This is a genomic window from Salinisphaera sp. PC39 (genome assembly GCF_040361335.1).
Lineage (GTDB): Bacteria > Pseudomonadota > Gammaproteobacteria > Nevskiales > Salinisphaeraceae > APNM01.
Genome location: NZ_APNM01000008.1, coordinates 71220 through 97529, shown reverse-complemented (window position 1 = coordinate 97529; position 26310 = coordinate 71220). Strand labels below are relative to the sequence as shown.

Genomic DNA, 26310 nt, shown 5'->3' with positions numbered 1-26310 from the left:
GGTCAGTCTTCCCGATCGACGATCCGTCGTGCCAGCCAGTGCAGCCCTCCGGCCGCGGCGCCGAACGGTGCCAGGGCGTCGCGGGCCTCGCGATAGAGGTCGCGGGCGCGGGCGCGGGCCGTGTCCAGGCCCACCATGCTGGTGTAGGTCGGCTTGCCGCGGGCGGCGTCGGCGCCACGGCTCTTGCCCATGGCGGCGGGATCGCCCGATTCGTCGAGGATGTCGTCCTGGATCTGGAAGGCCAGGCCCAGGCACTCGGCGTAGCGCTCCAGGGCGGCGAGCCGCGATGTCTCGGGCGCCGGCCCCGCGTGGCAGGGCATCAGCACCGAAGCCCGGATGAGAGCGCCGGTCTTGCGGCGATGCATGGTCTCGACTTCGTCGAGGCTCAGGGCGCGACCGGCGGCCGCGAGGTCGATCGCCTGGCCGCCGGCCATGCCGCGCGAGCCCGCGGCCTCGGCCAGCAGTTCGACCTGGCGCAGGCGCTGGGCCGGGTCGCCGGCCGCCTCGTCCCGCGCCAGGATCCGAAAGGCGAGGGTCTGTAGCGCGTCGCCGGCGAGGATCGCGGTCGCCTCGCCGAAGGCCTTGTGGCAGCTCGGCTTCCCCCGGCGCAGGTCGTCGTCGTCCATCGCGGGCAGATCATCGTGGACCAGGGAATAGGCATGGATCAGTTCCACGGCGGCCGCGGCGGCGTCCACCCGTTCCGCGGGACGTTCCAGGGCCTCGGCGGTGGCGTAGACGAGCAGGGCGCGCAGGCGCTTGCCCCCGTCCAGGGTGGCGTAGCGCATCGCCCGGTGGAGGTCGCGGGGCGGCTCGTCCGCCGGCGGCAGGTGGCCGTCGAGGACCGCCGCCAGCCGCGTCGGGTAGCCGGCGGCCGACTCGGCGAAGCTCATTCCCCGGGGTCGCCGTCGTCGAACGCCGCGACGGCGTCGCCATTGCCGTCCTCGCGGTCCAGGAGCTGCTGCACGCGCAGCTCGGCGGTCTTGAGCGCGTTCTGGCAATCGCGCGCCAGGGCCACGCCGCGCTCGAACTTCTCCAGGGAGGCCTCCAGGCTCAGGTCGCCGGACTCCAGGTTCTCCACCAGGGTCTCCAGCTCGGCCAGGGATTTCTCGAAGTCGGCCAGGGCCCGGTTGTCGGGGCCGGCCGCTTGGCTGTCGTCGTCGCTCATGCCGTTCGCGTCCTGATCGGGATGCCGTAGTCTACCCGCGAGGCGGGGGCGGCGTCAGGGCGGCATGCCGGGCTTGCCTGGGCGCCGCCGTTGGCTTACTGTCCGGCGCCGTCACTCCGGGCCATCCGGCCACACGCGCGCCAGGACGATCAGCGAGCATGGGTTCCAACTACGACGCCGTCGACATCGAGGTGCTATCCGGGCTGGACCCCGTGCGCAAACGGCCGGGGATGTTCACCGATACCGCCCGGCCCAACCACCTCGCCGCCGAGGTGATCGACAACAGCGTCGACGAGGCGCTGGCCGGTCACTGCCGGACCATCGACGTCACCCTGCACGAGGACGGCTCCCTGGAGGTCGCCGACGACGGCCGCGGCATGCCCGTGGACGTCCACCCCGAGCACGGCGTGCCCGGCGTCGAGCTGATCATGACCCGGCTGCACGCCGGCGGTAAGTTCTCGCACAAGCAATACCGTTTCGCCGGCGGCCTGCACGGCGTGGGCGTGTCCGTGGTCAACGCGTTGTCCACTCGCCTGACCGTGGAGGTCGTTCGCGGCGGCAGCCTCTACCGCATGGCCTTCGCCGGCGGCGAGGTCGCCGAGCCGCTGACCGAGGCCGGCGGCGCCGGCAAGCGCCGCAGCGGCACCAGCCTGCGCTTCTGGCCGGACCCGGCCTATTTCGACAACCCGCGTTTCGCCGCCGGCCGGCTCAAGCACCTGCTCCGCGCCAAGGCGGTACTGTGTCCGGGACTGACCGTGCGTTTCACCGACGCCGCGGCCGGCGAGACCGAGACCTGGCAGTACGAGGACGGCCTCGGCGAATATCTCGCGAGCGAGCTCGCCGAGGTGCCGCGGCTGCCGGAGAAACCCTTTACGGGCAGCCTGGAGTCCGAGCGCGAGGCGGTGGACTGGGCCGTGGCCTGGCTGCCGGAGGCCGGCGAGGGCGGCGGTCCGGCCGACAGCTACGTCAACCTGATCCCGACGCCGGCCGGCGGTACCCACGTCAACGGCCTGCGCGCCGGCCTGACCGAGGCGGTGCGCGAGTTCTGCGAGTTCCGCAACCTGCTGCCGCGCGGGCTGAAGCTCGCGCCCGAGGACGTCTGGGACGGCTGCAGCTTCGTGCTGTCGGTCAAGCTCGCCGATCCACAGTTCGCCGGCCAGACCAAGGAGCGCCTGGCCTCGCGCTCGGTGGCGGCTTTCGTCTCCGGTGTGGTCAAGGATGCCTTCTCGCTGTGGCTGAACCGCCATCCCGAGAGCGGCGAGGCCCTCGCCGAGCTGGTGATCGGCAACGCCCAGCGCCGGGTCAAGAAGGCGCGCAAGGTCACCCGCAAGCGGGTGGTCTCGGGGCCGGCCCTGCCCGGCAAGCTCACCGACTGCGTCTCCGACGACCCGGCCCGCACCGAGCTCTTCCTGGTGGAGGGCGACTCCGCCGGCGGCTCGGCCAAGCAGGCGCGCGACCGCGAGTTCCAGGCGGTGATGCCGCTGCGCGGCAAGATCCTCAACGCCTGGGAGGTGGACCCCGCGGAGATCCTGGGCTCCCAGGAGATCCACGACATCAGCGTCGCCCTGGGCGTGGAGCCGGGCGCGATGGACCGCTCGCGCCTGCGCTACCACAAGATCTGCATCCTGGCGGACGCCGACTCCGACGGCCTGCATATCGCCACGCTGCTGTGCGCGCTGTTCCTCAAGCATTTCCGGCCCCTGGTCGAGGACGGCCGGGTGTTCGTGGCGATGCCGCCGTTGTATCGGATCGACGTCGGCAAGGACGTGTTCTACGCCCTCGACGAGGAAGAACGCGAAGGCACGCTCGACCGCATACGCGCCGAGAAGCGCAAGGGCAAGGTCAGCGTCACCCGCTTCAAGGGGCTGGGCGAGATGAGCGCCCTGCAGCTTCGCGAGACCACCATGGCGCCGGAGACCCGGCGCCTGGTCCAGCTCACCCTGGACGAGGAGGCCGCGGACGGGCTCCTGGACATGCTGCTGGCCAAGAAGCGCGCCGCCGACCGTCGCGACTGGCTGGAGCGCAAGGGCCACGAGGCCGAGGTTTGAACTTAGTGACTAACCACAGGGACACAGAGGCACAGAGAATTAAGATATAAAACACGAAAGGCCCGAAGATCACGAAGCTGCGGGAGCGCCGCTTCGCTGCGCGAATCCGCCCGGCGCGGCGTAGCCGAGTTCCTGCAGCAAAGCTCTGTGCCTCTGTGGTTAATGAATCCATGACCGAAACGACTGAACACGGCGCCGAACGAGAAACGCTGAGCGCGTTCGCCGAGAAGGCGTACTTGAACTACGCTATGTACGTGATCCTGGACCGCGCCCTGCCCAACGTGGGCGACGGCCTCAAGCCCGTGCAGCGGCGGATCGTGTACGCCATGTCCGAGCTGGGCCTGTCGGCGGGCAGCAAGCCCAAGAAGGCGGCGCGCACCGTCGGCGACGTGATCGGCAAGTTCCATCCGCACGGCGACGCCGCCTGCTACGAGGCCATGGTGATCATGGCGCAGCCGTTCTCCTTCCGCTATCCGCTGGTGGACGGGCACGGCAACTGGGGCACGGCGGACGATCCCAAGTCGTTCGCGGCCATGCGCTACACCGAATCGCGGCTGACCGACTACGCACGCCTGCTGCTCTCGGAATTGGGGCAGGGCACGGTCGACTGGCACCCCAACTTCGACGGCACCCTGGACGAGCCGTCCGTGCTGCCGGCGCGCCTGCCCAACGTGTTGCTCAACGGCGGCACCGGCATCGCCGTGGGCATGGCCACCGACATCCCGCCGCACAACCTGCGCGAGGTGGCCGCGGCCTGCATCCGCCTGATCGAGGACCCGGACGCCGACGTGGACGCGCTCTGCGAGCACGTCCTGGGCCCGGATTTCCCCACCGACGCCGAGATCATCTCGCCGGCCGAGGAGATCGCGGCCATCTACCGGACCGGCAACGGCATCGTGCGCATGCGTGCCACCTGGCAGCGCGAATCCGGCGGCGACATCGTGATCGACGCGCTGCCGTACCAGGTCTCCGGCGCCAAGGTGCTGGAACAGATCGCCGCCCAGATGCAGGCCAAGAAGCTGCCCATGGTCGCGGACCTGCGCGACGAGTCGGACCACGAGAACCCGACCCGGCTGGTGATCGTGCCGCGCAGCAACCGCGTGGACGTCGAGCGGCTGATGGCGCACCTGTTCGCGACCACGGCGCTGGAGAAGGGCTACCGCGTCAACCTCAACGTGATCGGGCTGGACGGCCGCCCGCAGGTCAAGGATCTCAAGGGCATCCTCACCGAGTGGCTGAGCTTTCGCACGGATACCGTGCGGCGACGGCTGCAGTACCGTCTCGACCAGGTCGTGGACCGGCTGCATATCCTCGAGGGTCTGCTGGTCGCCTATCTGAACATCGACGAGGTGATCCACATCATCCGCACCGAGGACGAGCCGAAGCCGGTGATGATGGAACGCTTCGGTATCACCGGCACCCAGGCCGACGCCGTCCTCGACCTCAAGTTGCGCCACCTGATGCGGCTGGAGGAGCAGAAGATCCAGGGCGAGCGCGACGAGCTGGAGACCGAGCGCAAGTCGCTGGAGGGCATCCTGGGCTCGCGCAAGAAGCTGAGCCGCCTGATCGCCGACGAGATATCGGCCGACGCCGATGCCTACGGCGACGACCGCCGCAGCCGCCTGGTGGAGCGCGGCGAGGCCCGCGCCCTGGACGAGAGCGAGCTGCTGCCGACCGAGGCGGTCACGGTGGTGCTGTCCAGCCAGGGCTGGATCCGGGCCGCCAAGGGGCACGAGGTGGATCCGGCGGCGCTGAGTTTCCGTAGCGGCGACGAGTTCGCCGCCGCCGCCCGCGGCCGCAGCAACCAGCCGGCGGTGCTGCTGGATAGCACCGGCCGCAGCTATGCCGTGCCGGCGCACAAGCTGCCGTCCGCGCGCGGCCAGGGCGATCCCCTGTCGAGCTGGCTGAATCCGCCCGACGGCGCCGGCTTCGTGGGCGTGCTCATGGGCGAGAACGACCGCCGCTGCCTATTGGCCACGGATGCCGGCTACGGCTTCGTGGCGCGCCTGGGCGATCTGGTCTCCCGCAACCGCGGCGGCAAGGTGGTGCTGACGGTGCCCAAGGGTGCGGCCGTGCTGGCGCCGATGCCGCTGGAGGGTGCGGTCGCCGATCACGAGCTGTGCGTGGTGAGCGACGCGGGCCGCCTGCTGTGCTTCCCCCTGGCGGATCTGCCGGAGATGGCCAAGGGCAAGGGCAACAAGCTGATCGGACTCAAGAAGGGCGAACGGATCGTCGCCGTGTGTGCCCTGGCGCCGGACGCGGCCCTGCGCCTGGAGAGCGGTAAACGCCACCTGAACGTCAAGCCCTCGGACCGCGAGGGCTACCGCGGCAACCGCGGCGCGCGCGGCCGCCTGCTGCCGCGCGGCTTCCGCCAGGTGCACGCCGCCTCGGCCGCCGAATGACCCGATGCGGTTCTGTGACGAACCACGGAGGCACAAGGACAAAGCAAGATCATTAACCACAGAGTCACAGAGCGCACAGAGAATAAAAAATATGCGAGTAAGCCTGTGTTGAACTCTCTGTGTCCTCCGTGACTCTGTGGTTGGTCTTGCAATGCAATGAGACATTAACCACAGAGACACAAAGCGCACAGAGACAAAAGAGACGGGTAACCCTTCTGGATTCTCTGTGTCCTCTGTGACTCTGTGGTTCGTTTCAGGAACAGCTTGAAACCTTCCCTGTCCGCCGCTATCTAAGAGCGGGTTACGACAACGACGTCTACCGGAGTGCTTTCCCGATGACCAAGCGCATCGCTCTGTTTCTCGCCACGAATCTGGCCATCATCCTGGTGCTGACCGCCTTCATCCAGATCTTCGGCATCGACCGTTGGCTGGCGGCGCAGGGTGTGGGCAATTACACCGGCCTGCTGGTGCTGGCGACGATCTTCGGCATGGGCGGCTCGTTCATCTCCCTGGCCATCTCCAAGTGGATGGCCAAGCGGATGATGGGTGTCCGCATCATCGAGCAGCCGCGCGATTCCGCCGAGCAGTGGCTGGTGAGCACCGTGCAGCGCCAGGCCCGCCAGGCCGGCATCGGCATGCCCGAGGTCGGCGTGTTCGATTCGCCGGTGATGAACGCCTTCGCCACCGGCATGAGCAAGAACAACGCCCTGGTGGCGGTCAGCACCGGCTTGCTGCACAACATGGACCGTGACGGCGTCGAGGCGGTGCTGGGCCACGAGGTCAGCCACATCGCCAACGGCGACATGATCACCATGGGCCTGCTCCAGGGCGTGCTCAACACCTTCGTGATCTTCTTCGCCCATGTGCTGGCGCGCATCCTGATGCGTGACGAGCGCGGCGGGGGACTGGCTTACTTCGGCGTGGTGATCGCCCTGGAACTGGTGTTCGGTCTGATCGCGAGCATCATCGTGGCCTGGTATTCGCGCTACCGCGAGTTCCATGCCGACGCCGGCGGCGCCCACCTCGCCGGCCGCCGCAAGATGGTGCTGGCCCTGCAGTCGCTGCAGAAGACCTACGGCGAGAGCGACATGCCCAAGGAGATGGCGGCCTTCGGCATCTCCGGCCGCCTGGGGCAGGGCTTCGCCAAGCTGTTCGCCACCCATCCGCCCCTGGCCGAGCGCATCGCCGCGCTGGAAAGCGGCGGGCGCTGATCGGCACCGGCGTCCGGCCTCGGGGCCGGACGCCGCCAATCACGAATTACCGATAACGCCCGACGAATCAGGCCACGTTGGTGCCCGCGGCCTCGGCCTCCGGCTCCTGGACCAATTGCCCCTGCACGTAGTTGATGCCGATCTGCCAGAGGCGCGCCATGGTGTTGGCGTCGGCCACCTGCTGGGCGATCAGGCGCACACCGCGTTCGCGGGCCGCGCGGACCGCCTCGGCGACCGCCGGATCGCCCTGGTCGCCGGCCAGGGCTTCGGTGACCGTGGCGTCCAGCTTGGCGAAATCGGCGGAAATCCGTTCCAGTAGCTGGATCGACTTGCCGGTGCTGCCGAAGCGCTCGATGGCCAGCGCCACGCCCTGCGCCTCCAATCCCTCGGCGAGCTGCTGAGCCCGGCGGACGTTGCTGCGCAGCGCCTCCTCGGTGACGCTGAAGCGCAGTTCGTCGGGCGGAAAGCCGAGGCCGGCCAGGCGTCCCTCGAGCCAGTCCAGGAATTCCGGCGCCTCGTTGAGGGTGGCCTCCGAGAGCTGCAGGAAAAACGTGCCGCGGGCACCGCGCTCGTGGCGCTGCGCCAGTAATTCCAGCACCTTGCGTACCGCGATCCGGTCGATCTCCGACAGTAGTTCGTGCCGGGCCGCCGCCGCGAGGAAGTCCGCCGGCCTGATCAGGTCGCCTTGGTCGTCCGCCAGCCGCAGCAGCACGTCGAAGTGTTCCGTGTCGTCGCCCTCCAGGCTGGCGATCGATTGGTAGGCGAATGTCAGCCGGTCCTCTTGCAGGGCCCGGCGCAGGGTCTCCAGGTGCTCGCGTTCGGCGGCCTCGTCGGATACGCGATGCTCGGACTCCGCCTCCAGGACCACCTGGTTGCCGCCCGCGGCGGCGGTGTCGCGGGCTTTGCGCATGGCGCCCAGAAGCAGGGTCTCGCGGTTCTCGCCGGGCGGCGTGGCGCTCACCGCGATGGTCACCGTCAGCGACACGGAGGCGTCGTCGTCGCCGAACACCTCGTCGTCTATGGCCGCCCGCAGCCGCTCGGCATCGGCCCGGAGCGACTCCGCCGAGCGGGGCCCCGTCAATACCACGAACTCGCCGGGACCGTAGCGGAAGCAGCTATTGTCGTCGTCGACGGCATCGAGCAGGAAGACGGCGGTCTCGTCCACGATGGCATCGGCCCGCGACAGGCCCAGCCGGGACTGCAGGCCCGCGAGGTCGTCGATCACCACGAAATACAGGCCGCCGGTCTCCTCGGGACGGGAGAGGGCGTGATAGAGGGCCTGCCGCGCGTCGCCGGCGCCCGCCCGCGGTCGTGGCCGGGACTGCGGGATCAGCACCTCGACCGCGTCCTCGTCGTCGATCCGGACCAGCCGGCAGTGCATGAGCACGTCGCAGTGGGAATCGTCGGCGCACTGGCCCCGGAAACGGATGGGTTCGCCGTCGTCCTTGCCCTTGCGGCAGTCGCTGAGCTTCTTCTTGACCCGATCGCGGTCGTCGGGGACCACCAGGTCCATCAGCGGGACGCCTTCCAGCTCCGCCGGCGATTCGAACCCGAAAAGCTGGGCATAGGTGGGATTCAGCGCCGCATGGATGCCTTCCTGGAGCGTGGCGCGGGCGTCCTGGCTTTCCGTCAGAACTTCTTCCAGGCGGCGCTCGAGCCCGGCCGCCCGCTGGCGTTCGATCCCGGCCTCGGCGCGCAGGGCGACAACCTCCAGTTCGCGTCCGAGCACCACGGTCAGCAACTCGGGCGCACCCGGCGGAACCACCGCGCGGGCGCCGCCGCGGATCAGGGCGGCACGGGTATCGGTATCGGCGTCCAGCAAGAGAACCACGGGCGTGCCGGGCGCGGCGTTCAGGCACAAGCCCAGAAGGCGTTTGGGCGTGTCCTCGCCCTCGTCGTCCGGATGGCAGCAGATCAACGCGGGCGTGTGATCGGACAGATAGGTACCCAGCTCGCCCGGGCGGTCGAGCCAGTCGACGCGTACGTTGCGGCCGGCGTCGCGCAGCGGTGTCTCGATGCCGGAGGCATCCTCCTGGGACGGCGCGATGGCAAGAATCAGGGTCTCGCCGTTCTCCGGGCTCGACGCTGTCTGAGATGACAAGGCGGTAACCTCCGCGATCAGCCGTGCGTGGTGTCCGTCCGCTGGAATCCGATCAGCGTCTTGCTGGGCTCGCCCGGGATTTCACGGGCGAGACGGGGCAGCAAATAACCGGGTGTCCGCGCCGCCAGGCTCTGCCAGAGCCGTCGGGCCTCGGCCGGCGGCACCTCGAAGTGCGCGGTGCCGGCGGTGCGGTCCAGAAGGTGCAGATAGTAGGGCATCACGCCGCATTCGAACAGACGTTCGCCCAGTTCGGCCAGTACCGACTCGTCGTCGTTCACCCCGCGCAGCAATACCGCCTGGTTCAACAGGACGGCGCCGGCGTCGCGCAGCCGCGCCAGGGCCGCCGCCACCGTGGCGTCCAGCTCGCGCGGGTGGTTGGCGTGGATCACCACCACCCGCCGCAGGCGGCCGCGCCCGAACCAGTCCAGGAAGGCATCGTCGATCCGTTCCGGCAGGACCACCGGGTGGCGCGTGTGGATGCGCAGGCGGCGCAGGTGCGGGATGGCGTCCAGGGCCGTCGCCAGCTCGCCCAGGCGGCGGTCCGACAGCGACAGCGGATCGCCCCCGGACAGGATGATCTCGGTCAGGCTGGTATCCGCGGCGATGCGGTCCAGGGCCCCGCGCCAGGCGCCGCGGGCGGCGTTGGCGTCGGCGTAGGGGAAATGGCGCCGGAAGCAGTAGCGGCAGTGCACCGCGCAGGCGCCGGTGGTCACCAGCAGCGCGCGGCCGTGGTATTTGTGCAGCACGCCGTCGCCGGACAGGCTCCCCAGGTCGCCCACCGCGTCGGCCGAGAAGCCCGGCACGTCGTCGTGTTCGGCATCCAGCGGCAGCACCTGCCGCAACAAGGGATCGTCCGGATCGCCGCGCCGCATGCGGGCGGCGTAGCCGCGGGGCACGCGCAGCCCGAACAGCGCCGCCGCCCGGCGCGCCGCCGGCAGCATCCCGGCCGGTAGCGCCAGCAGGCGGATCAGCTCCGCCGGGTCGGTGATGGCGTCGCGCTGGGCCTTCTGCCAGGCCGGGGGCGTTTGCGATAGACTACGCGGCCCTTGCGGCGGCGCGGCTGCGGGTAGGGACGCGGTCGTGCTCATGCCGGCAGTGTAGGCGGGCGGGACAGCCGCGGCAAAGGGGCGCGACCGGCGCGGCGGCGACCGCCGGGCACGGATCGACAGTTAGCAATCACCAGGCAGTGGAACGACCAATGGCGACGTACAGCACCAACCAGTTCAAGGGCGGACTCAAGATCATGCTCGACGGCGACCCCTGCGCGATCGTCGAGAACGAGTTCGTGAAGCCGGGCAAGGGCCAGGCCTTCAACCGGGTCAAGATCCGCAACCTCAAGACCGGTCGCGTGATCGAGCGCACCTTCAAGTCCGGCGACACCGTCGAGGCCGCCGACGTCATGGACGTGGACCTGCAGTTCCTCTACAGCGACGGCGAGTTCTGGCACTTCATGGAGCCCAACACCTTCGAGCAGTACCAGGCGGGCGAGGCCGCCGTGGGCGATGCCGCCAAGTGGCTGAAGCCGGAGGACGTCTGCCACGTCACCCTCTGGAACAATGTGCCCCTGTCGGTCGACGCCCCCAACTTCGTAACCCTCAAGGTGACCGAGACCGACCCGGGCGTGCGCGGCGACACCTCCAGCGGCGGCAACAAGCCGGCGACCATGGAGACCGGTGCCGTGGTGCGCGTGCCGTTGTTCATCGAAGAGGGCGAAATCCTCAAGATCGACACCCGCAAGGGCGAGTACGTTTCCCGCGCCTCGGGCTGAACGCGGCGCGGCCGTGGACGACTGGCGCCCCAGCGCCGCCCCCGCGACCCTGCGGGCCCGCGCCCGGCTCCTGGCCGATATCCGCTATTTCCTCGCCGACCGGGGCGTGTTGGAGGCGGACACTCCGGCGCTGGCCTCCGCCGGCGCCACCGATCCGCATCTCCACAGCCTGCGGGCCGGCGGCGGCTATCTGGTCACCTCGCCCGAGTTCGCGCTCAAACGACTGCTGGCGGCCGGCAGCGGGCCGGTCTACCGGCTCGGCAACGTATTCCGGGCGGGCGAGTCCGGGCGCTGGCACAACCCCGAGTTCTGCATGCTGGAATGGTACCGGCCCGGCTGGGACCAGGATCGGCTGATCGCGGAGATCGGCGATCTGTTCGCCGGCCTGGGCGTGCCGGCGCCGGCGACCGCGACCTATGCCGATGTCTTCCGCGCCGCGGTCGGGTTCGATCCGCACGCCGCGGATGCCGCCGCGCTGCGGCGCGCCGCCGAGGCCGATTCGCTGGCGCCCGACGGCGCCCCGGACGATGCCGCCGGGGAGAGCGCCCGCGGATTCTGGCTGGATCTGCTGATGTCCGCCCGCGTGGCCCCGGCGCTCGGCGACGGGCGGCCGCTGGTGGTCACCGGCTTTCCCGCCTGCCAGGCGGGCCTTACCCGCGGGCACCCGGACCGGCCCGCCGAGGCGTTGCGCTTCGAGGTCTACTGGGGAGGTGTGGAGCTGGCCAACGGCGGCGAGGAACTGACCGACGCGGGCGAGCTGCGCCGTCGCACCGACGCCGACCTGGCCGCGCGCGAGGCCGCGGGCGAGCCGGGGCCGCCGCCCGACCCGTACCTCGCCGCGGCCATGGCGCACGGCCTGCCGGCCTGTAGCGGGGTCGCGGTCGGGGTCGACCGGCTGTTGGCGTTGCTGATGGGGTTCGATCGCCTGGCGGACGTGCTGCCGTTCGCCGCGGATCGGGTCTAGGTTCCCTAAACACCGTCCGCGATTCGGCCCAACGGACAGCCCATGCGCAGGGTCATGCCGGCCTGCAGGTTCTCGTCCCAGGCCACCGCGCCGGGGCCGAATAGCAGCACCACCGTGGAGCCGAAGTGGAACGCCCCCAGCTCGTCGCCGCGTTCGAGATGCACGCCTTCGCCGCCGGCGGCGAAACTGTCGTGGCGCGGCTGCCGGCGGTGGGGCGGGGTGACGTTGCCCGACCAGACCGTGCGGATGCCGCCCACGCCGAACGCTCCCACCAGCACGGCGGCCATGGGCCCGCAGGCGGTGTCGAACAGGGTCACCAGCCGCTCGTTGCGCGTGAACAGGCGCGGTATGGCGCGGACGCTGGCGGGATTGACGCCGAACAGGCGCCCCGGCACGTACAGGGTGTCGCGCAGGCCGCCGCCCACCGGCATGTGCACGCGGTGGTAGTCCGAGGGGGCCAGGTAGAGGGTCGCGTAGCGCCCCGCGAGAAAGGCCGCCGCCCATTCCTCGCGCCCCCCGAGCAGGTCGGTCACGTCGTAGGCCGCGCCCTTGACCTGGAACAGCCGGCCGCGCTCGATCGCGCCGAAGGCGCCCAGGCGGCCGTCCACCGGACAGGCGATCGCGTCGGGATCGACGGGCAACGGGCGCGCGTCCGCCGCCAGCCGCCGGGTGAAGAAGGCGTTGAAGGTCGGGTAGGCGGCCGGCTCGGCGCTCTCGGCTTCGCGCAGATCGACGCGATAGACGCGCACGAACAGCCGGATCAGGAGGTTCTTGAAGCGAGGGGCGCGCGCCTCGGCCAGACTGTGCAGCAGGCGTGACAGCAACCGCGTGGGCAGGCACCACTGCAGCAGGGCGAACAGGCGGTCGAGCGCGCCGGCCTCGGGACTCGCGCCGCCGGTATCGTCGTTCGCGGCCATGTCAGCCTCCCGTCAGGCCGGCCAGGTCCGCGGCCAGCGTGCCCGGATCGTGCGGCGGGCTGAAATACGCCACCGCCCGCGCCTCGGGGTCGACCAGCACCAGGGCGCCGCTGTGGTCGACGGTGTAGTCGCCGGCCTCGACGTCGCCGACATAGCGGAAGGGGACGTAGAGGGCGGCGGTCAGGCGTTCGATCTCGGCCCGCGGTCCGGTGACGCCGACGAAGGCGGGATCGAAGTAGTCCAGGTACGCGCGCAGCGCCTCGGGGTCGTCGCGACGCGGGTCCACCGACACCAGCACCACCTTCGGCGGCGCGTCGCCGCGCGCGGCCATGGTCTCGCGCACGCCGGCGAGCAGGCCCAGGGTGTTCGGGCACACGTCCGGGCAGTGGGTGAAGCCGAAGAACAGCAGGTGCCAGTCCCCGGTCAGCCGGTCGGTGCCGAAGGGCTCGCCCGCGGCCGACACAAGTTGCACCTCGGGCAGGGGACGCGGCTCGGAAAGCACCGTGGCGGCTTCGGCCTGCGGCGTGGCGGAACCGGCTCCCAGCAGGACCCGGCCCAGGGCCAGTCCCGCGGCGAGGGCCGCCACGGCCGCCACGATCCAGAACGCGGTACGGGTCGTCGATGTACGGGTGTTCATGGGGCGGCATTATCTCACAGCGCCGGGGCGCGGCCGGCGCCCCGGCGGCCGCTTCTGTCATAATGGCGGCGACCTTCAGCCGCATTCGGCCATGACCAAGACAGACGATTCCGACGACACGCTCCGGGACTCCCTGCTGACGCCGCGCGACTGGATTCGGTGGGGCGCATCCGCGTTCAACGCCGCCGACCTGCGCTTCGGCCACGGCAGCGACAACGCCCTGGACGAGGCCGCCCACCTGACCCTGTTCGCGCTGCATCTGCCGTTCGACATCGCGGACAGCTATCTGGATGCGCGCTTGGCGCCGTCCGAGCGCATGGCGGTGCTGGCGCTGCTGCGGCGACGGCTGGCCGAACGCCGGCCGGCGCCGTACCTCACCGGCGAGGCCTGGTTCGCGGGCCTGCCGTTCGACGTCGACGAGCGGGTGATCATCCCGCGCTCGCCGATCGCCGAGATGATCGAGGACGGTTTCCAGCCCTGGCTGGGCGAACGCGAGCCGGCCCGGATACTGGATCTGTGCGCGGGCTGCGGCGCGATCGCCATCGCCTGCGCCTATGCCTTCCCGGACGCCGAGGTCATGGCCACCGAGCTGGACGAGGGCGCGTTGGCCGTCGCCGAGCGCAATATCGAGCGCCACGAGATGGCGCCGCGCCTGAGCCTGCGCCGGGCGGACCTGTTCGACGGTCTGGACGGCGAGCGCTTCGATCTGATCGTGACCAACCCGCCGTACGTGAGCACCGAGGAGTGGCGCGGGCTGCCGGACGAGTACCGGCACGAGCCGGAATTCGCCTTCACCGGCGGCGAGGACGGGCTGGGGCTGGTCGCGCGGTTGCTGGCCGCGGCGCCCGACCACCTGACCGAGGACGGCCTGCTGGTTTTGGAGGTGGGCAACACGGCCTTCGAGATGGAGGCCCGGTGGCCGGACCTGCCGGTGGCCTGGGTCGACCTGGAGCGCGGCGGCATCGGCGTCGGCGTGATCGAGGCCGAGGACCTGTCCGCCTGGCTGGAATCCGGCGGCCTGCGGCCGGCGCGGGGGACCGGCACGTGAGCGGCAACACCTGGGGACGTTCCTTCACGGTCACGACCTTCGGCGAAAGCCACGGGCCGGCGCTCGGCTGCGTGGTCGACGGCTGCCCGCCGGGGCTGGCCCTGGCCGAGTCCGATCTGCAGCGCGACCTGGACCGGCGGCGCCCCGGCACCTCGCGCTGGGTCACCCAGCGCCGCGAGGCCGACGAGGCCCGCATCCTGTCGGGGGTGTTCGAGGGCGAGACCACCGGCACGCCGATCGCGATCCTGATCGAGAACACCGACCAGCGCTCGCGCGACTACGGCAAGATCAAGGACGTGTTCCGGCCCAACCACGCCGACTACGCCTACCTGCAGAAATACGGCCGCCGGGACTACCGCGGCGGCGGCCGCTCCTCCGCCCGCGAGACCGCGGCCCGGGTCGCCGCGGGCGCGATCGCCCGCAAGTACCTGCACGAGCGGCTGGGCATCGTCATCCGCGGCCGCCTGGCCCGGATGGGCGAGATCGCCGTCGAATGCCGGGACTGGTCGGCGGTGGACGACAACCCCTTCTTCTGCGCGGACCCCGAGCAGGTGCCGGCACTGGAGGATTACATCAACCGCCTGCGCAAGGACGGCGACTCGGTCGGCGCCCTGATCGAGGTGGAGGCGCGCGGCGCGCCGCCGGGTCTGGGCGAGCCGGTCTTCGATCGCCTGGATGCCGACCTGGCCGGGGCGTTGATGAGCATCAACGCGGTCAAGGGCGTGGAGATCGGCGACGGCTTCGGCGCCGTCGGTCAGCGCGGCTCGGAACACCGCGACGAGATGAGCCCGGACGGCTTCCTGAGCAACCACTCCGGCGGCGTGCAGGGCGGCATCAGCACGGGCCAGCCGATCGTGGCCCGGCTCGCGCTCAAGCCGACCTCCAGCATCGTGATCCCGGGACGGACCGTGGACACCGACGGCCGGGCCACCGACATGCGTACCACCGGCCGCCACGACCCCTGCGTCGGCGTGCGCGCCACGCCCATCGCCGAGGCGATGGTGGCGCTGGTGCTGATCGACCACTGGCTGCGCCACCGCGGCCAGAACGCGGACGTGGAGCCGCCGCTGGCCCCGATACCGGGCGGGGCGTGAGACCGCCGGCCGGCCGACCGCTACCGTTCCCGCCATGACCCCCGGCCTGCCCTACAAGCGGCTGGGCGCCTTCTATCTGTTCTGGTTCGGGTCGCTGGGCGCGCTGCTGCCCTACTGGAGCCTGTTCCTGCGGGATGCCGGCCATTCCGCCGAGCGCATCGGCTGGATGTTCGCCATCCTGATGGGCACCAAGATGGTGGCGCCCAACGTCTGGGGCTGGGTCGCCGACCATCACGGCCATCGCCTGCGGATCATCCGGCTGGCCACCGGCGTGGCCGCCGTGTTCTTCCTGGGCATGCCCTTCGTCGACCCGTTCTGGGCCCTGGCCCTGCTGATGGTCGGCTACGGCTTCTTCGCCAACGCCGCGCTGCCCCAGTTCGAGGCCGTCACCTTCAACCACCTGGGCACGCGCGAGCGCGAGTACGGCCGCATCCGGCTGTGGGGCTCGGTGGGCTTCATCGGCTCGGTCCTGGTGCTGGGACGATTGCTGGATATCTTCCCCTCGACGCTGGTGCCGTGGTGGATTCTCGCCGCGCTGACCGGGCTGTTCGCGGTCGCGTTGAGCGTGCCCGATCCCGGCGACGGGCGGCCCGCCCGCCACGGCGAGCGGCTCCGGCAGGTGCTCAAGCGCCCCCAGGTGGCGAGCCTGCTGGCGGTGTGCTTCCTGGTGCAGTTCAGCCACGGGCCCTATTACGCCTTCTTCTCCATCTACATGGAGGGCCACGGCTACACCCGCGGCACCATCGGCGTGCTCTGGGCGCTGGGGGTGATCGCGGAGATCGGCGTCTTCGCCATGCTGCCGCAGCTCATCGACCGTTTTGGCCTGCGCGGCCTCATGCTGGGCGCGGTCGCCGCGACCGCGCTGCGCTGGAGCCTGCTGGCGGCCTTCCCGGAGCGCGCCGGGGTCGTGGTACCGGCGCAGGTGCTGCACCTGGCGAGCTTCGGTATCCACCACGGCGTCGCGGTGAGCCTGGTCCACCGATTGTTCAGGGGGCGCCTCCAGGGCCGGGGCCAGGCGCTCTACAGCAGCCTGAGCTTCGGCGCCGGTGGCGCCGTGGGTAGCCTCTGCAGCGGCTATGTCTGGGCGGCGGCGCCACCCGCCGCGATCTATGTGATGGCCGCGGCCGCCGCGGGGCTGGCCTGGCTGATCGCATTGGCCGGGTTGCGGCATCTGCCCGGGCGGGCCTGAAGGGCCTGTTAACCCTTCCCGCGTGCGCCGCGACGGCGGGAGGCACCTCGATAAACGGCCAGCAAGAACATGGACCACAGAGGCGCACGGAGACACACGGAGGGAACGAGGCCCCTGCATATGAATATTGCCCGGAAGCCGCAAGGAAGCCTGCCCGGGACACGAGCCAGAGCTCCCGTCAAAAACCTCTGTGCGCCTCCGTGCGCCTCTGTGGTTGCATGTCCCGCCAACCAGAGCCTGTGGCGCTGGATATGCGAAGCGTTGCCAACCTACGGTCCGGAACGAACGCAGTCGGCGTTTGATCATGCATCATGATCGACGCATGGATGTCGCCGAAGTCTGGGTCTGGCTGACGGGTGCTCGGCTACCGGCCGGACGGCTCACTCGTTCCAGTTGATTTTGTATACACCCTCTGACCCGTCAATCCAGGCCCAGCGCCTGGAGCATGGCGCGGGCGGCGTTCGAGAGCCGGCGCCCGGGGTGGTAGACCGCGCCCAGGCTTCGTTGCAGCGCCAGATCCGGCATATCGAGCGGCTTCAGTTCGGGGTCGCGGATCGAGGCGGGCAGGGCGCTCCAGCCGAGGCCGACCGCGGTCAGCACCTTCAGCGTCTCCAGGTAGTTGCTCGCCAGGCGCATGCGGAACGTGACCCCGTGCGCCGCCAGGGCGTCCGCCACCAGGGCGTAGGTGGTGGTATCCGGCTCCGGCAGCAGGGCGGGGTAGTCCGCCAGGTGCCGGGGTTGGGGCGCGGCCGTCGACGCCAGCGGATGGTCGTGGGCGACGAAGATGCGCATGGGGTCCGCCCAGACCTCGCGCTGGATCAGGTCGGGCCGCGGCGGCTGCGGCAGGGTGATCACGGCCAGCTCCATGTGACCGCGGGCGACGGCGTCGCAGGCCGCCTCCGAGCCCAGGAAATCGATATCCAGATCCACGCCCGGGTAGTCGCGCACGTATCGGCGCAGCACCGGCGGCATGCGGTGCAGGCCGACGTGATGGGACAAGGCCAGGCCCAGGCGGCCCGAGACCTGCTGCGACAGACTGTCCAGGGCCCGCTGGCCGTCCTCCATCTCCGCCAGCAGCCGGCGCGCGTGCGGCAGGAAGGCGCGACCCGCCTCGGTGGGGGCGATGCCGCGGCCCACACGGTCGAACAGATCGTGGCCGAGCTGTGTTTCCAGGGCGGCGATGCGCTTGCTCACCGCCGGCTGCGTCAGGTGCAGGGCGGCCGCGGCATCGCGCACCGAGCCCAGCTCGCAGACCGCCACGAAGGCCTCCACCACGGACAGTTGCATATCGTGATCCGGACTATGATTTCCGAAAGGTTATCGTATATTTAAAAAAGATTCATTTGAGTTAATCATGGCGCGCCCCTATGCTATGCGGCGTCAGACAAACCGGATGCATGCCGTGAGCGGGAAAACCCTGTACGAGAAAATCTGGGACGAGCACACCGTCCGCGACCTGGGCGGCGGCACGGCGCTGTTGTACATCGACCGTCAGTTGGTGCACGAGGTCACCTCGCCGCAGGCTTTCGAGGGCCTGCGCCTGGCCGGGCGCGATGTCTGGCGGCGCAGCGCCAATCTCGCGGTCCCGGATCACAACGTGCCCACCATCAAGCGCATGATGGGCATCGAGGACCCGATATCGCGGGCCCAGATCGAGGCTTTGGAGAAGAACTGCGAGGACTTCGACATCCGGCTGTTCGGCATGGGCGATCCGCGCCAGGGCATCGTGCACGTGATCGGCCCGGAGCAGGGCGCCACCCAGCCCGGCATGACCGTGGTCTGCGGCGACTCGCACACCTCCACGCACGGTGCCTTCGGCGCCCTGGGCTTCGGCATCGGCACCTCCGAGGTCGAGCACGCCCTGGCGACCCAGACATTGGTGCTCAAGCGCGCCAAGACCATGCTGGTGCGGGTTGAGGGCAAGACTGCGCCCGGGATCACGGCCAAGGACATCATGCTGGCGATCATCGGCGAGATCGGCACCGCCGGCGGCACCGGCTATGTCATCGAGTACGGCGGCGAGGCGATCCGCGACCTGTCGATGGAAGGCCGCATGACCTTGTGCAACATGTCCATCGAGGCGGGCGCCCGCGCCGGCATGGTGGCGGTCGATGACAAGACGGTCGAATACGTCCGTGGCCGCCGCTACGCCCCCGAGGGCGAGGACTGGGACCGCGCCGAGCGCTACTGGCGGACCCTGGTCAGCGACGACGACGCCGAGTTCGACCGCGTGGTCACCCTGGACGCCGCCTCGATCCGGCCGCAGGTGAGCTGGGGCACGTCCCCGGAGATGGTCGCGCCGGTGGACGGCGCCGTGCCCGACCCGGATACCTGCGACGACCCCACGCGCGCCGAAAGCTGGCGCAAGGCCCTGGAATACATGGACCTGAAGCCCGGCACGCCGATCACCGACATCGCGGTGGACAAGGTGTTCATCGGCTCCTGCACCAACGCCCGCATCGAGGACCTGCGCGCCGCGGCCGTGTACCTGCGTGGCAAGCGCATCGCCGACAACATCAAGCTGGCGATGGTGGTGCCCGGTTCCGGCCTGGTGAAGCAGCAGGCGGAGAAGGAAGGACTCGATCGGGTCTTCAAGGCGGCGGGCTTCGAATGGCGCGACGCCGGCTGCTCCATGTGCCTGGGCATGAACGCCGACCGACTGGAGCCGGGCGAGCGTTGCGCCTCGACCTCGAACCGCAATTTCGAGGGTCGCCAGGGCCGCGGCGGACGCACGCACCTGGTCAGCCCGGCCATGGCCGCGGCCACCGCGGTGCACGGCCATTTCGTGGACATCCGCGAGCTGGCCGAGACCCGCGAGGCGCTGAGCGCCTGAGCCGCCCCGATCACCCGACAACCGTCCCGCGCCGCGGCGCGGGACCCGAGGGACCAGAATCATGCAACCGTTCACCACGCATACCGGGATCATGGCGCCGCTGGACCGCGCCAACGTGGACACCGACGCCATCATCCCCAAGCAGTTCCTGAAGTCGATCCGCCGCACGGGCTTCGGCTCGTTCGCGTTCGACGAATGGCGTTACCTGGACGCCGGCGGCCTGGACGTGGACCCGGCGTCCCGCCAGGAGAACCCGGACTTCGTGCTCAACGACCCGCGCTACCGCGATGCCAGCATCCTGTTGGCGCGCGAGAACTTCGGCTGCGGCTCCTCGCGCGAGCACGCCGTCTGGGCGCTGGTGGACTTCGGCTTCCGGGCCGTGATCGCCCCCAGCTTCGCCGACATCTTCTACGGCAACAGCTTCAAGAACGGCCTGCTGCCGATCGCGTTGCCCGCCGACGAGGTCGAGACACTGTTCCGGGCCGCCTCCGGCGACGAGCCGGCGCGCGCCGAGATCGACCTGCCGGCGCAGACGGTACGCCTGGAGGACGGCCGCGAGTTCGCTTTCGACATCGACGCCTACCGCAAGAACAACCTGGTTCAGGGACTGGACGATATCGGCATCACCCTGCAGTATGCCGACGCGATCCGGGACTACGAGGCCCGCCGCCGCGAGGCCAAGCCCTGGCTGTTCCGCGAATTGTAATTAATACCGTGATTCGTGATTCGTGACTGGTGATTCGCCCTTGCCGATCGCGAATCACCGATCACGAATCACCAATCACGTGACGAAGGAGACAGAATGACCGCGAAGGTTCTCGTGCTACCGGGCGACGGCGTCGGCCCGGAGATCTGCCGCGAGGCGGTTCGGGTACTGGAAGCCCTGAACCACGACCACGATCTGGACGTGACGCTGGACGAGGCCGTCGTCGGCGGCGCGGCGGTGGACGCCGTGGGCGATCCGCTGCCGGCCGACACGCTGGCGAAGGCGAGGGAGGCGGACGCCATCCTGTTCGGCGCCGTGGGCGGCGCCAAGTGGGACAAGCTCCCGCGCGAGCAGCGTCCCGAGAGCGGTCTGCTCAGCCTGCGCTCGGAGCTCGGCCTGTTCGCCAACCTGCGGCCGGCGATGCTGTATCCCCAGCTCGCCCACGCCTCGACCCTGCGCGAGGACGTGGTCTCCGGACTGGATATCATGATCGTGCGCGAGCTCACCGGCGGCATCTATTTCGGCCAGCCGCGGGCCACCCGCACCGACGTCGGCGGCCGCCGCCAGGCGGTCAACACCATGCTCTACACCGACGAGGAGATCGAGCGCATCGCCCGGGTGGCCTTCGATATCGCGCGCCAGCGCAACGGCCGCCTGTGCTCGGTGGACAAGGCCAACGTGCTGGAGGTCTCCCAGCTCTGGCGGGACGTGGTCAACGAGGTCGGCAAGGACTATCCGGACGTCGAGCTCTCCCACATGTACGTGGACAACGCCGCCATGCAGCTCGTGCGGGCGCCCAAGCAGTTCGACACCCTGGTCACCGGCAACCTGTTCGGCGACATCCTGTCGGATATCGCCGCCATGCTCACCGGCTCCATCGGTATGCTGCCGTCGGCGTCGCTGGACGAGGCCGGCAAGGGTCTGTACGAGCCGGTGCACGGCTCGGCCCCGGACATCGCGGGGCAGGGCATCGTCAATCCCCTGGCGACCGTCCTCTCCGTGGCCATGATGCTGCGTTATACCCTCGGCCGGGGCGATCTCGCGGAAAAGGTGGAGCACGCGGTGGGGCACGTGCTGGACCGCGGCCTGCGCACCCGCGATATCATGGACGACGAAAAGCAGGTCGCCGGCACCGGCGAAATCGGCGGCGCGGTCGTCGACATGCTGCAATGATATCGCATAACGGCATATTTTTCAGAATCTTGTAAACAAATTCTAACCCTGGACCTCATATGACCAAGGTATTCGATGTCGCCGTCGTCGGCGCCACCGGCGCGGTCGGCGAGACCATGCTCCGGATCCTGGAGCAGCGGGATTTCCCCGTGCGCAATCTCTACCCCCTGGCCAGCGCGCGCTCGGCCGGCAAGGAAGTTTTGTTCAAGGGTCGCAAGTACCGCATCGAGGACCTGGCCGAGTTCGACTTCGCCAAGGCCCAGATCGGTCTGTTCTCCGCGGGCGGCTCGATCTCCGCGGAATTCGCGCCCAAGGCCGCCGAAGCGGGTTGCGTGGTGGTGGACAACACCTCCCACTTCCGGCGCGAGCCGGACGTGCCCCTGATCGTGCCCGAGGTCAACGCGCACGCCATAGGCGGCTATACCCAGCGCGGTATCATCGCCAATCCCAACTGCTCCACCATCCAGATGCTGGTGGCGCTCAAGCCGCTGCACGACGCCGCCCACATCGAGCGCATCAACGTCGCGACCTACCAGGCGGTCTCCGGCTCGGGCGCCTCGGCGATCCGCGAGCTGGCCGACCAGACCGCGCGGCTGCTCAACGGCAAGGAGATCCAGCCGCCGGAAAGCTATCCCAAGCAGATCGCGTTCAACGTGCTGCCGCACATCGATGTCTTCCTGGACAACGGTTACACCAAGGAAGAGATGAAGATGGTGTGGGAAACGCGGCGCATCCTGGAGGACGACAGCATCCAGGTGAATCCGACCGCGGCGCGCGTGCCGGTGTTCTACGGCCATTCCGAGGCGGTGCACATCGAGACCCGCGAGAAGCTGACGGCCGCCCGGGCGACCGAGCTGTTGTCGAGCTTCCCCGGCGTCACGGTGCTGGATACGCGCGAGCCGGGCGGGTACGCGACCGCGGTCACCGAGGCCGCCGATACCGACGCCGTCTACGTCAGCCGTATCCGCGAGGACATCTCCCATCCCAACGGGTTGGACCTTTGGGTGGTGTCCGACAACGTGCGCAAGGGTGCGGCGCTGAACAGCGTGCAGATCGCCGAAATCCTGATCCGGGACCACCTCTGATCCGTTCCGGGTCCTGCGCATCCGCCGGGGGCAGGGAAGCCCCGCTTTTCCGCGATAAATCAAGTTCCTGCGCGTCTCCATCCATTGATGGGGTGCCCCGCGTGGGTTATAAAGGCCGTTCGAGGGGAGAATAGGATCAGCATGCGCAAGCTCATCCCGGCCGTTGTCGCACTTCTTGCCGCCGGCGCCAGCCACGCGCTCGGCTTCGGCGAATTGACGTTGCAGTCGGCCCTCAACCAGCCGTTCGACGCCAGCGTGACGCTGCTGGCCGTTAAGCCGTCGGAGCGCGATTCGGTCGAGGTCCGCATCGCCGAGCCCGAGACCTTCGAGCGCTTCGGGGTGGCGCGCAGCGCCGCGCTCGACGACATCGAGGTCGGCGTGCGGCCGGCCGGCGGCGACCGCATGCGTGTCGAGCTGCGCTCTCGACGGCCGGTGCGCGAGCCCTTCGTCACGCTCCTCCTGGTCGCCGACTGGGACGGCGGTCGCGCCCTGCGCGAGTACACGGTGCTGCTCGATCCGCCGGTGGAGGCGCCGGCCACGCGCGCCGAGAGCAAGCCCGAGCCGGCCCCCGCGCGGGACACGGCGGCGACGGGTGGTGGCGCCGAGAGCGGACAGGGTGCCCGGCCCGCCGCCTCCCCCGAGCCGGCCCCGGCGCCGCGGACAACGGCGAATGCCGAACCCGAACCGACGCCGCAACGGGCACCGAGCCCGCCCGCCGCGCCGGCCGAACGGGTGGGCGCGGAAGAACCGTCCTATCGCCGCTACGGCCCGGTGGCGCCGGACGAGACCCTCTGGAGCATCGCCTACGAGCTGCGGCCGGATCCGGCGATCTCCATGGACCAGATGCTGCTGGCCATCTATCAGTCCAATCCGCAGGCCTTCGAGGGCAACATCAACCGCATGCGCGCCGGGACCATGCTGATCATCCCGGACGCGGAAGAAATACGGCAGATCGACCGGACGGTGGCCCGCCAGGAGATCGCCGACCAGAAACGCGAATACGCACGCTCGGGGCCCGGCACCGCGGCCTCGGCGCGCGCCGAGGCGGACGACGCCAGCCGGCCGCAACCCACCGGCGAGGCGCCGCCCGGCGGTGGTGAACTTCGTCTGGAGCCGCCGAGCGACGAGGCCGCCGAGCCCGAGCCGGAAACCGCCACCGCGACCGCCACGGACGAGGGTGAGCCCGCCACCGCGGACGAAACCGCCGATGCGGGCGAGCGCATCGCGGAGAACGCCGCGGCCACCGCCCGGGCGTTGGCCGATGCGGCCGCGACGGACGGCGGCGCCGCGGACGGGCAGACCCCGGCCGGGGAAACCGCCGACATCGATGCGGCGGCGGAGACGGATGATGCCCCCGCCGGAGGCGAGAGCAAGACGCCCGATGCCGAGGGCGCGGAGACTGTCCCGGAGACGGGCGAGCCCGAGACTGCCGCGCCGGCTGCGGAGGTCGCCAGCGACCGGGACGAGGCCGAAGGTACGAGCGAGACCGGGGCCGCCGCCGGAGAGCCGGCCGCGGGCGCCGGCGAAACGGCATCGTCGGAGGCCGCGGCGGAGACCGCGCCGGTGGGCGCCGAATCGGTCATCCCGGAGGGCACGGCCGGATTGCTGACGCCGCGCAACCTGCTGCTGGCGCTGGGGGTGCTTGTTCTCGCCGGTCTGCTCGCGGTCTGGCTGCGCCGCCGCCAATACAAGCCGGTGCCCGCCGATTTCCAGGCGGAGACGATCGGTCAGGCCGGCGCGACCGCGCCGGCCTTCGATGCCGCGGACCGGGCCGACGAGGCGCAGACGGCGAGCGAGCACAGCTCGGTGCCGGAGTTGTTGGCCGATGCCGACAGCTACATCGAGCACGAACTCTACGACGAGGCGCTGGCCGCCCTCGAGGTGGGGCTCGAGGAGCATCCGGGCGAGCCGGCCCTGCGCCGAAAGATCCTGGAGGTGCAGTACTACGCCGGCGCGCGCGATGCGTTCGTGGAGGCCGCGGAGCGGCATTTCCCCACGCCCGACGAGGACGATCCGGATTGGCGGACGGTGGCCGCGATGGGGCGCGAGATCGCCCCCGACGAGCCGCGCTTCGCCGGCGTGCCGGCCGAGGCGAGTCCCGTGCACGGTCCCGGTGCGCCGGGGCCGGATGCGGATACGCCGCTGTTCGAGGACGATGCCGACTATGCCTCGGAGCCGTCGCCGGACTCGCGGCCGGACGAAGACTGGCAGCCGGAGACCCCGGCGGTCTCCACGGTCGACGAGCCCGGCGAATCCGATCGCGATGATGACGCTTTCCGTCAGGCCGACGAGGGCGAGTTCGACCTCGACTTCGATTTTGGCACGGACGACGCGCCGGCCGCCGGAGGCGGGGACGAGCGGTCCCGCGACGACCTGCCGGAGCCGGATACCGGCGAGTCCCGGGAGGATGATGCCGGGACGGCACCGGCCGCGTCCGCCGATGACGACGAAACGGCCGACGGCGGGCCGGGGGACGACGCCGGCGACCGCGATACCGCGAGTACGCCGCCGAGCCTGGACATCGACCTGTCCGATTTCGATCTCGGCGACGAGGAAACCGGCAGCGCCGCCGGCGACGAGGAACAGACCGGCGCGGACAAGGACGAGACCGCCGGCGATGACGACGAGTTCGCGGACTTCGACCTGGACGAGCTGACCCTGGACTCGGACGAGGGCGGGGACGAGACACGGACCGCCGACAAGGAGGCGGTCGGGTCGGACACCTTCGGAGAGTTGGAGGAACCGGTCGGACCCGACGAGAGCGGCGGGGACGATCTCGAGCTCGGCGAGGGTTTCGACCTGGACGATGCGGACCTCGGACGCGAAGCGCCGGCGTCCGGCGATACGCCGGAGGAAACCGGGACCGCCGGCGACGAGATGCTGTCGCCCGGGACCGAGCCGGAGGAAGGCGACGCCGGCATCGCGGACGACGAGACCGGCGAGCCGGCGGGGGCGTCCTCGGACGCGGACGACGACGAGGTCGCCACCCAGCTCGATCTCGCCCGGGCCTATCTGGACATGGGCGAGCCCGACATGGCGCGCAGCCTGCTGGACGAGGTCAAGTCCAAGGGCAATGCCGAGCAGCGGCGCGAGGCCGAGGAACTGCTGGGCAGGGCGGGCTAGCCCCGGCTTCGACCAGCGGCAGGACGATCATCGCGACGGATGCCGACTGAGCGCATCGCGGCCTGCGTCGAGTACGACGGCACCGCCTACAACGGCTGGCAGCGGCAGCCGCACGCCCCCAGCGTGCAGGCCCGCGTCGAGTCGGCCCTGTCCCGGGTCGCCGACCACCCGGTCGCCGTGGTCTGCGGCGGGCGCACCGACGCCGGGGTGCACGCCCTGGGTCAGGTGGTCCACTTCGACAGCCAGGCCCGCCGCCCCGACCATGCCTGGGTCTTCGGCGCCAACAGCAACCTGCCGTCCGATATCAGCCTGCGCTGGGCACGGCCCGTGCCGCCGGATTTCCACGCCCGCTACACGGCGGTGGCGCGCGAGTACCGCTATCTGATCCTCGATCATCCGGCGCGCTCCGCGTTGCTGGGGCGACGCGCGGCGCACTCGCGCCATCGGCTGGACGCGGCGGCCATGCACGAGGCCGCCCAGGCCCTGCTGGGCGAGCGCGATTTCAGCGCCTTCCGTGCCGCCGGCTGCCAGTCGAACACGCCCATGCGCCGGGTGGAGCGGGTGCGTGTCCGCCGCTCGGGCGATCTCGTGATCATGGATATCCGGGCCAACGCCTTCGTTCATCACATGGTGCGCAACATCGCCGGCAGCCTCATGGTGGTCGGTCGGGGTCTGCAGCCGTCGGCCTGGATCGCGGAACTCCAGGCCTCGCGCGACCGGCGCCTGGGCGGCGCCACGGCGCCGGCCCACGGGCTGTATTTCCGGCACATCGAGTATCCGCCGGCATACGACCTGCCCGAGGACACGGCCCCGCCCGCGGGCGCCCCCGCGGTGATAGAATGACGG

At 70.3% G+C, this 26310-nt stretch carries 21 protein-coding genes; 14 read left to right on the top strand and 7 right to left on the bottom strand.

Going from position 1 to position 26310, the window contains the following annotated elements; translation table 11 throughout:
• Positions 1-2: 2 nt before the first annotated feature.
• Positions 3-890 carry a polyprenyl synthetase family protein gene (locus PC39_RS09450; protein ID WP_353253140.1) on the bottom strand — a complete coding sequence of 296 codons (888 nt, stop codon included), beginning with the start codon at positions 888-890 and terminating at the stop codon, positions 3-5.
• The gene (locus PC39_RS09445; RefSeq protein ID WP_353253139.1) at positions 887-1165 is read right to left on the bottom strand and encodes an exodeoxyribonuclease VII small subunit; all 279 of its coding nucleotides are present in this window, start codon (positions 1163-1165) and stop codon (positions 887-889) included. Before PC39_RS09445 ends, PC39_RS09450 begins: the two co-directional genes overlap by 4 nt.
• A gap of 158 nt (positions 1166-1323) precedes the next feature.
• Here PC39_RS09445 and parE point away from each other — a divergent pair, with 158 nt between their 5' ends.
• From parE to htpX, 3 genes are all read left to right on the top strand, one after another.
• On the top strand, positions 1324-3213 hold the full coding sequence (gene parE / locus PC39_RS09440; protein WP_353253138.1) for a DNA topoisomerase IV subunit B: 1890 nt from the start codon (positions 1324-1326) through the stop codon (positions 3211-3213).
• A gap of 170 nt (positions 3214-3383) precedes the next feature.
• Positions 3384-5615: a DNA topoisomerase IV subunit A gene (gene parC / locus PC39_RS09435; protein WP_353253137.1), complete on the top strand. Its 2232-nt coding sequence runs from the start codon at positions 3384-3386 to the stop codon at positions 5613-5615.
• A 335-nt stretch (positions 5616-5950) separates the two neighbouring features.
• On the top strand, positions 5951-6826 hold the full coding sequence (htpX, locus tag PC39_RS09430; protein WP_353253136.1) for a protease HtpX: 876 nt from the start codon (positions 5951-5953) through the stop codon (positions 6824-6826).
• A gap of 67 nt (positions 6827-6893) precedes the next feature.
• On the opposite strand, the gene PC39_RS09425 is transcribed toward htpX, so the two are convergent.
• A complete protein-coding gene (locus PC39_RS09425; protein WP_353253135.1) occupies positions 6894-8927 on the bottom strand; it encodes a sensor domain-containing phosphodiesterase in 2034 nt (677 codons plus the stop codon).
• A 17-nt stretch (positions 8928-8944) separates the two neighbouring features.
• Complete coding sequence (epmB, locus tag PC39_RS09420; protein ID WP_353253134.1) at positions 8945-10015, bottom strand: EF-P beta-lysylation protein EpmB; 1071 nt, start codon at positions 10013-10015, stop codon at positions 8945-8947.
• A 110-nt stretch (positions 10016-10125) separates the two neighbouring features.
• Between epmB and efp the strand changes: the two genes are divergently transcribed.
• Together efp and epmA are read left to right on the top strand one after the other, a co-directional pair.
• On the top strand, positions 10126-10695 hold the full coding sequence (efp, locus tag PC39_RS09415; RefSeq protein ID WP_353253133.1) for an elongation factor P: 570 nt from the start codon (positions 10126-10128) through the stop codon (positions 10693-10695).
• A 13-nt stretch (positions 10696-10708) separates the two neighbouring features.
• Positions 10709-11659, top strand: a complete 951-nt coding sequence (epmA, locus tag PC39_RS09410) for an EF-P lysine aminoacylase EpmA (RefSeq protein ID WP_353253132.1) — start codon at positions 10709-10711, stop codon at positions 11657-11659.
• 5 nt (positions 11660-11664) lie between these two features.
• On the opposite strand, the gene asd is transcribed toward epmA, so the two are convergent.
• Both asd and PC39_RS09400 read right to left on the bottom strand, forming a co-directional pair.
• Positions 11665-12576 carry an archaetidylserine decarboxylase gene (gene asd / locus PC39_RS09405; protein ID WP_353253131.1) on the bottom strand — a complete coding sequence of 304 codons (912 nt, stop codon included), beginning with the start codon at positions 12574-12576 and terminating at the stop codon, positions 11665-11667.
• A gap of 1 nt (position 12577) precedes the next feature.
• Positions 12578-13213, bottom strand: coding sequence for an SCO family protein (locus tag PC39_RS09400; protein ID WP_353253130.1), 636 nt, complete (start codon positions 13211-13213; stop codon positions 12578-12580).
• Between the two features lie 91 nt (positions 13214-13304).
• Between PC39_RS09400 and prmB the strand changes: the two genes are divergently transcribed.
• The 3 genes from prmB to PC39_RS09385 are packed head-to-tail and all read left to right on the top strand — an operon-like array spanning position 13305 to position 16544.
• Entirely contained in the window at positions 13305-14261 is a 957-nt protein-coding gene (gene prmB / locus PC39_RS09395) for a 50S ribosomal protein L3 N(5)-glutamine methyltransferase (protein ID WP_353253129.1), read from the top strand.
• The gene (gene aroC / locus PC39_RS09390) at positions 14258-15355 is read left to right on the top strand and encodes a chorismate synthase (RefSeq protein WP_353253128.1); all 1098 of its coding nucleotides are present in this window, start codon (positions 14258-14260) and stop codon (positions 15353-15355) included. The genes prmB and aroC overlap by 4 nt, the downstream gene beginning before the upstream one ends.
• Before the next feature lie 34 nt (positions 15356-15389).
• Positions 15390-16544, top strand: a complete 1155-nt coding sequence (locus PC39_RS09385; protein WP_353253127.1) for an MFS transporter — start codon at positions 15390-15392, stop codon at positions 16542-16544.
• Between the two features lie 420 nt (positions 16545-16964).
• Here the strand turns inward: PC39_RS09385 and PC39_RS09380 are convergent, their stop codons facing one another.
• Positions 16965-17831 (bottom strand): LysR family transcriptional regulator, encoded by an 867-nt coding sequence (locus PC39_RS09380; RefSeq protein WP_353253126.1) that lies wholly within the window; start codon positions 17829-17831, stop codon positions 16965-16967.
• 115 nt (positions 17832-17946) lie between these two features.
• On the opposite strand from PC39_RS09380, the gene leuC reads away from it, so the two are divergent.
• The 6 genes from leuC (at position 17947) to truA (ending at position 26307) form a co-directional block, all read left to right on the top strand.
• Positions 17947-19377 (top strand): 3-isopropylmalate dehydratase large subunit, encoded by a 1431-nt coding sequence (gene leuC, locus PC39_RS09375; RefSeq protein ID WP_353253125.1) that lies wholly within the window; start codon positions 17947-17949, stop codon positions 19375-19377.
• A gap of 61 nt (positions 19378-19438) precedes the next feature.
• Positions 19439-20083, top strand: coding sequence for a 3-isopropylmalate dehydratase small subunit (leuD, locus tag PC39_RS09370; RefSeq protein WP_353253124.1), 645 nt, complete (start codon positions 19439-19441; stop codon positions 20081-20083).
• 96 nt (positions 20084-20179) lie between these two features.
• A complete protein-coding gene (leuB, locus tag PC39_RS09365) occupies positions 20180-21256 on the top strand; it encodes a 3-isopropylmalate dehydrogenase (RefSeq protein WP_353253123.1) in 1077 nt (358 codons plus the stop codon).
• 59 nt (positions 21257-21315) lie between these two features.
• The gene (locus PC39_RS09360; protein ID WP_353253122.1) at positions 21316-22341 is read left to right on the top strand and encodes an aspartate-semialdehyde dehydrogenase; all 1026 of its coding nucleotides are present in this window, start codon (positions 21316-21318) and stop codon (positions 22339-22341) included.
• Between the two features lie 141 nt (positions 22342-22482).
• The gene (locus PC39_RS09355; RefSeq protein ID WP_353253121.1) at positions 22483-25464 is read left to right on the top strand and encodes a FimV/HubP family polar landmark protein; all 2982 of its coding nucleotides are present in this window, start codon (positions 22483-22485) and stop codon (positions 25462-25464) included.
• A gap of 39 nt (positions 25465-25503) precedes the next feature.
• Positions 25504-26307, top strand: coding sequence for a tRNA pseudouridine(38-40) synthase TruA (truA, locus tag PC39_RS09350; RefSeq protein ID WP_353253120.1), 804 nt, complete (start codon positions 25504-25506; stop codon positions 26305-26307).
• Positions 26308-26310 lie beyond the last annotated feature (3 nt).

Excerpts from the sequence above, each read along its gene's own strand:
- PC39_RS09450 (WP_353253140.1), bottom strand. The coding sequence starts at position 890 with ATGAGCTTCGCCGAGTCGGCCGCCGGCTACCCGACGCGGCTGGCGGCG.
- PC39_RS09445 (WP_353253139.1), bottom strand. The coding sequence starts at position 1,165 with ATGAGCGACGACGACAGCCAAGCGGCCGGCCCCGACAACCGGGCCCTG.
- parE (WP_353253138.1), top strand. The coding sequence starts at position 1,324 with ATGGGTTCCAACTACGACGCCGTCGACATCGAGGTGCTATCCGGGCTG.
- parC (WP_353253137.1), top strand. The coding sequence starts at position 3,384 with ATGACCGAAACGACTGAACACGGCGCCGAACGAGAAACGCTGAGCGCG.
- htpX (WP_353253136.1), top strand. The coding sequence starts at position 5,951 with ATGACCAAGCGCATCGCTCTGTTTCTCGCCACGAATCTGGCCATCATC.
- epmB (WP_353253134.1), bottom strand. The coding sequence starts at position 10,015 with ATGAGCACGACCGCGTCCCTACCCGCAGCCGCGCCGCCGCAAGGGCCG.
- efp (WP_353253133.1), top strand. The coding sequence starts at position 10,126 with ATGGCGACGTACAGCACCAACCAGTTCAAGGGCGGACTCAAGATCATG.
- asd (WP_353253131.1), bottom strand. The coding sequence starts at position 12,576 with ATGGCCGCGAACGACGATACCGGCGGCGCGAGTCCCGAGGCCGGCGCG.
- PC39_RS09400 (WP_353253130.1), bottom strand. The coding sequence starts at position 13,213 with ATGAACACCCGTACATCGACGACCCGTACCGCGTTCTGGATCGTGGCG.
- prmB (WP_353253129.1), top strand. The coding sequence starts at position 13,305 with ATGACCAAGACAGACGATTCCGACGACACGCTCCGGGACTCCCTGCTG.
- PC39_RS09385 (WP_353253127.1), top strand. The coding sequence starts at position 15,390 with ATGACCCCCGGCCTGCCCTACAAGCGGCTGGGCGCCTTCTATCTGTTC.
- PC39_RS09380 (WP_353253126.1), bottom strand. The coding sequence starts at position 17,831 with ATGCAACTGTCCGTGGTGGAGGCCTTCGTGGCGGTCTGCGAGCTGGGC.
- leuD (WP_353253124.1), top strand. The coding sequence starts at position 19,439 with ATGCAACCGTTCACCACGCATACCGGGATCATGGCGCCGCTGGACCGC.
- leuB (WP_353253123.1), top strand. The coding sequence starts at position 20,180 with ATGACCGCGAAGGTTCTCGTGCTACCGGGCGACGGCGTCGGCCCGGAG.
- PC39_RS09360 (WP_353253122.1), top strand. The coding sequence starts at position 21,316 with ATGACCAAGGTATTCGATGTCGCCGTCGTCGGCGCCACCGGCGCGGTC.
- PC39_RS09355 (WP_353253121.1), top strand. The coding sequence starts at position 22,483 with ATGCGCAAGCTCATCCCGGCCGTTGTCGCACTTCTTGCCGCCGGCGCC.
- truA (WP_353253120.1), top strand. The coding sequence starts at position 25,504 with ATGCCGACTGAGCGCATCGCGGCCTGCGTCGAGTACGACGGCACCGCC.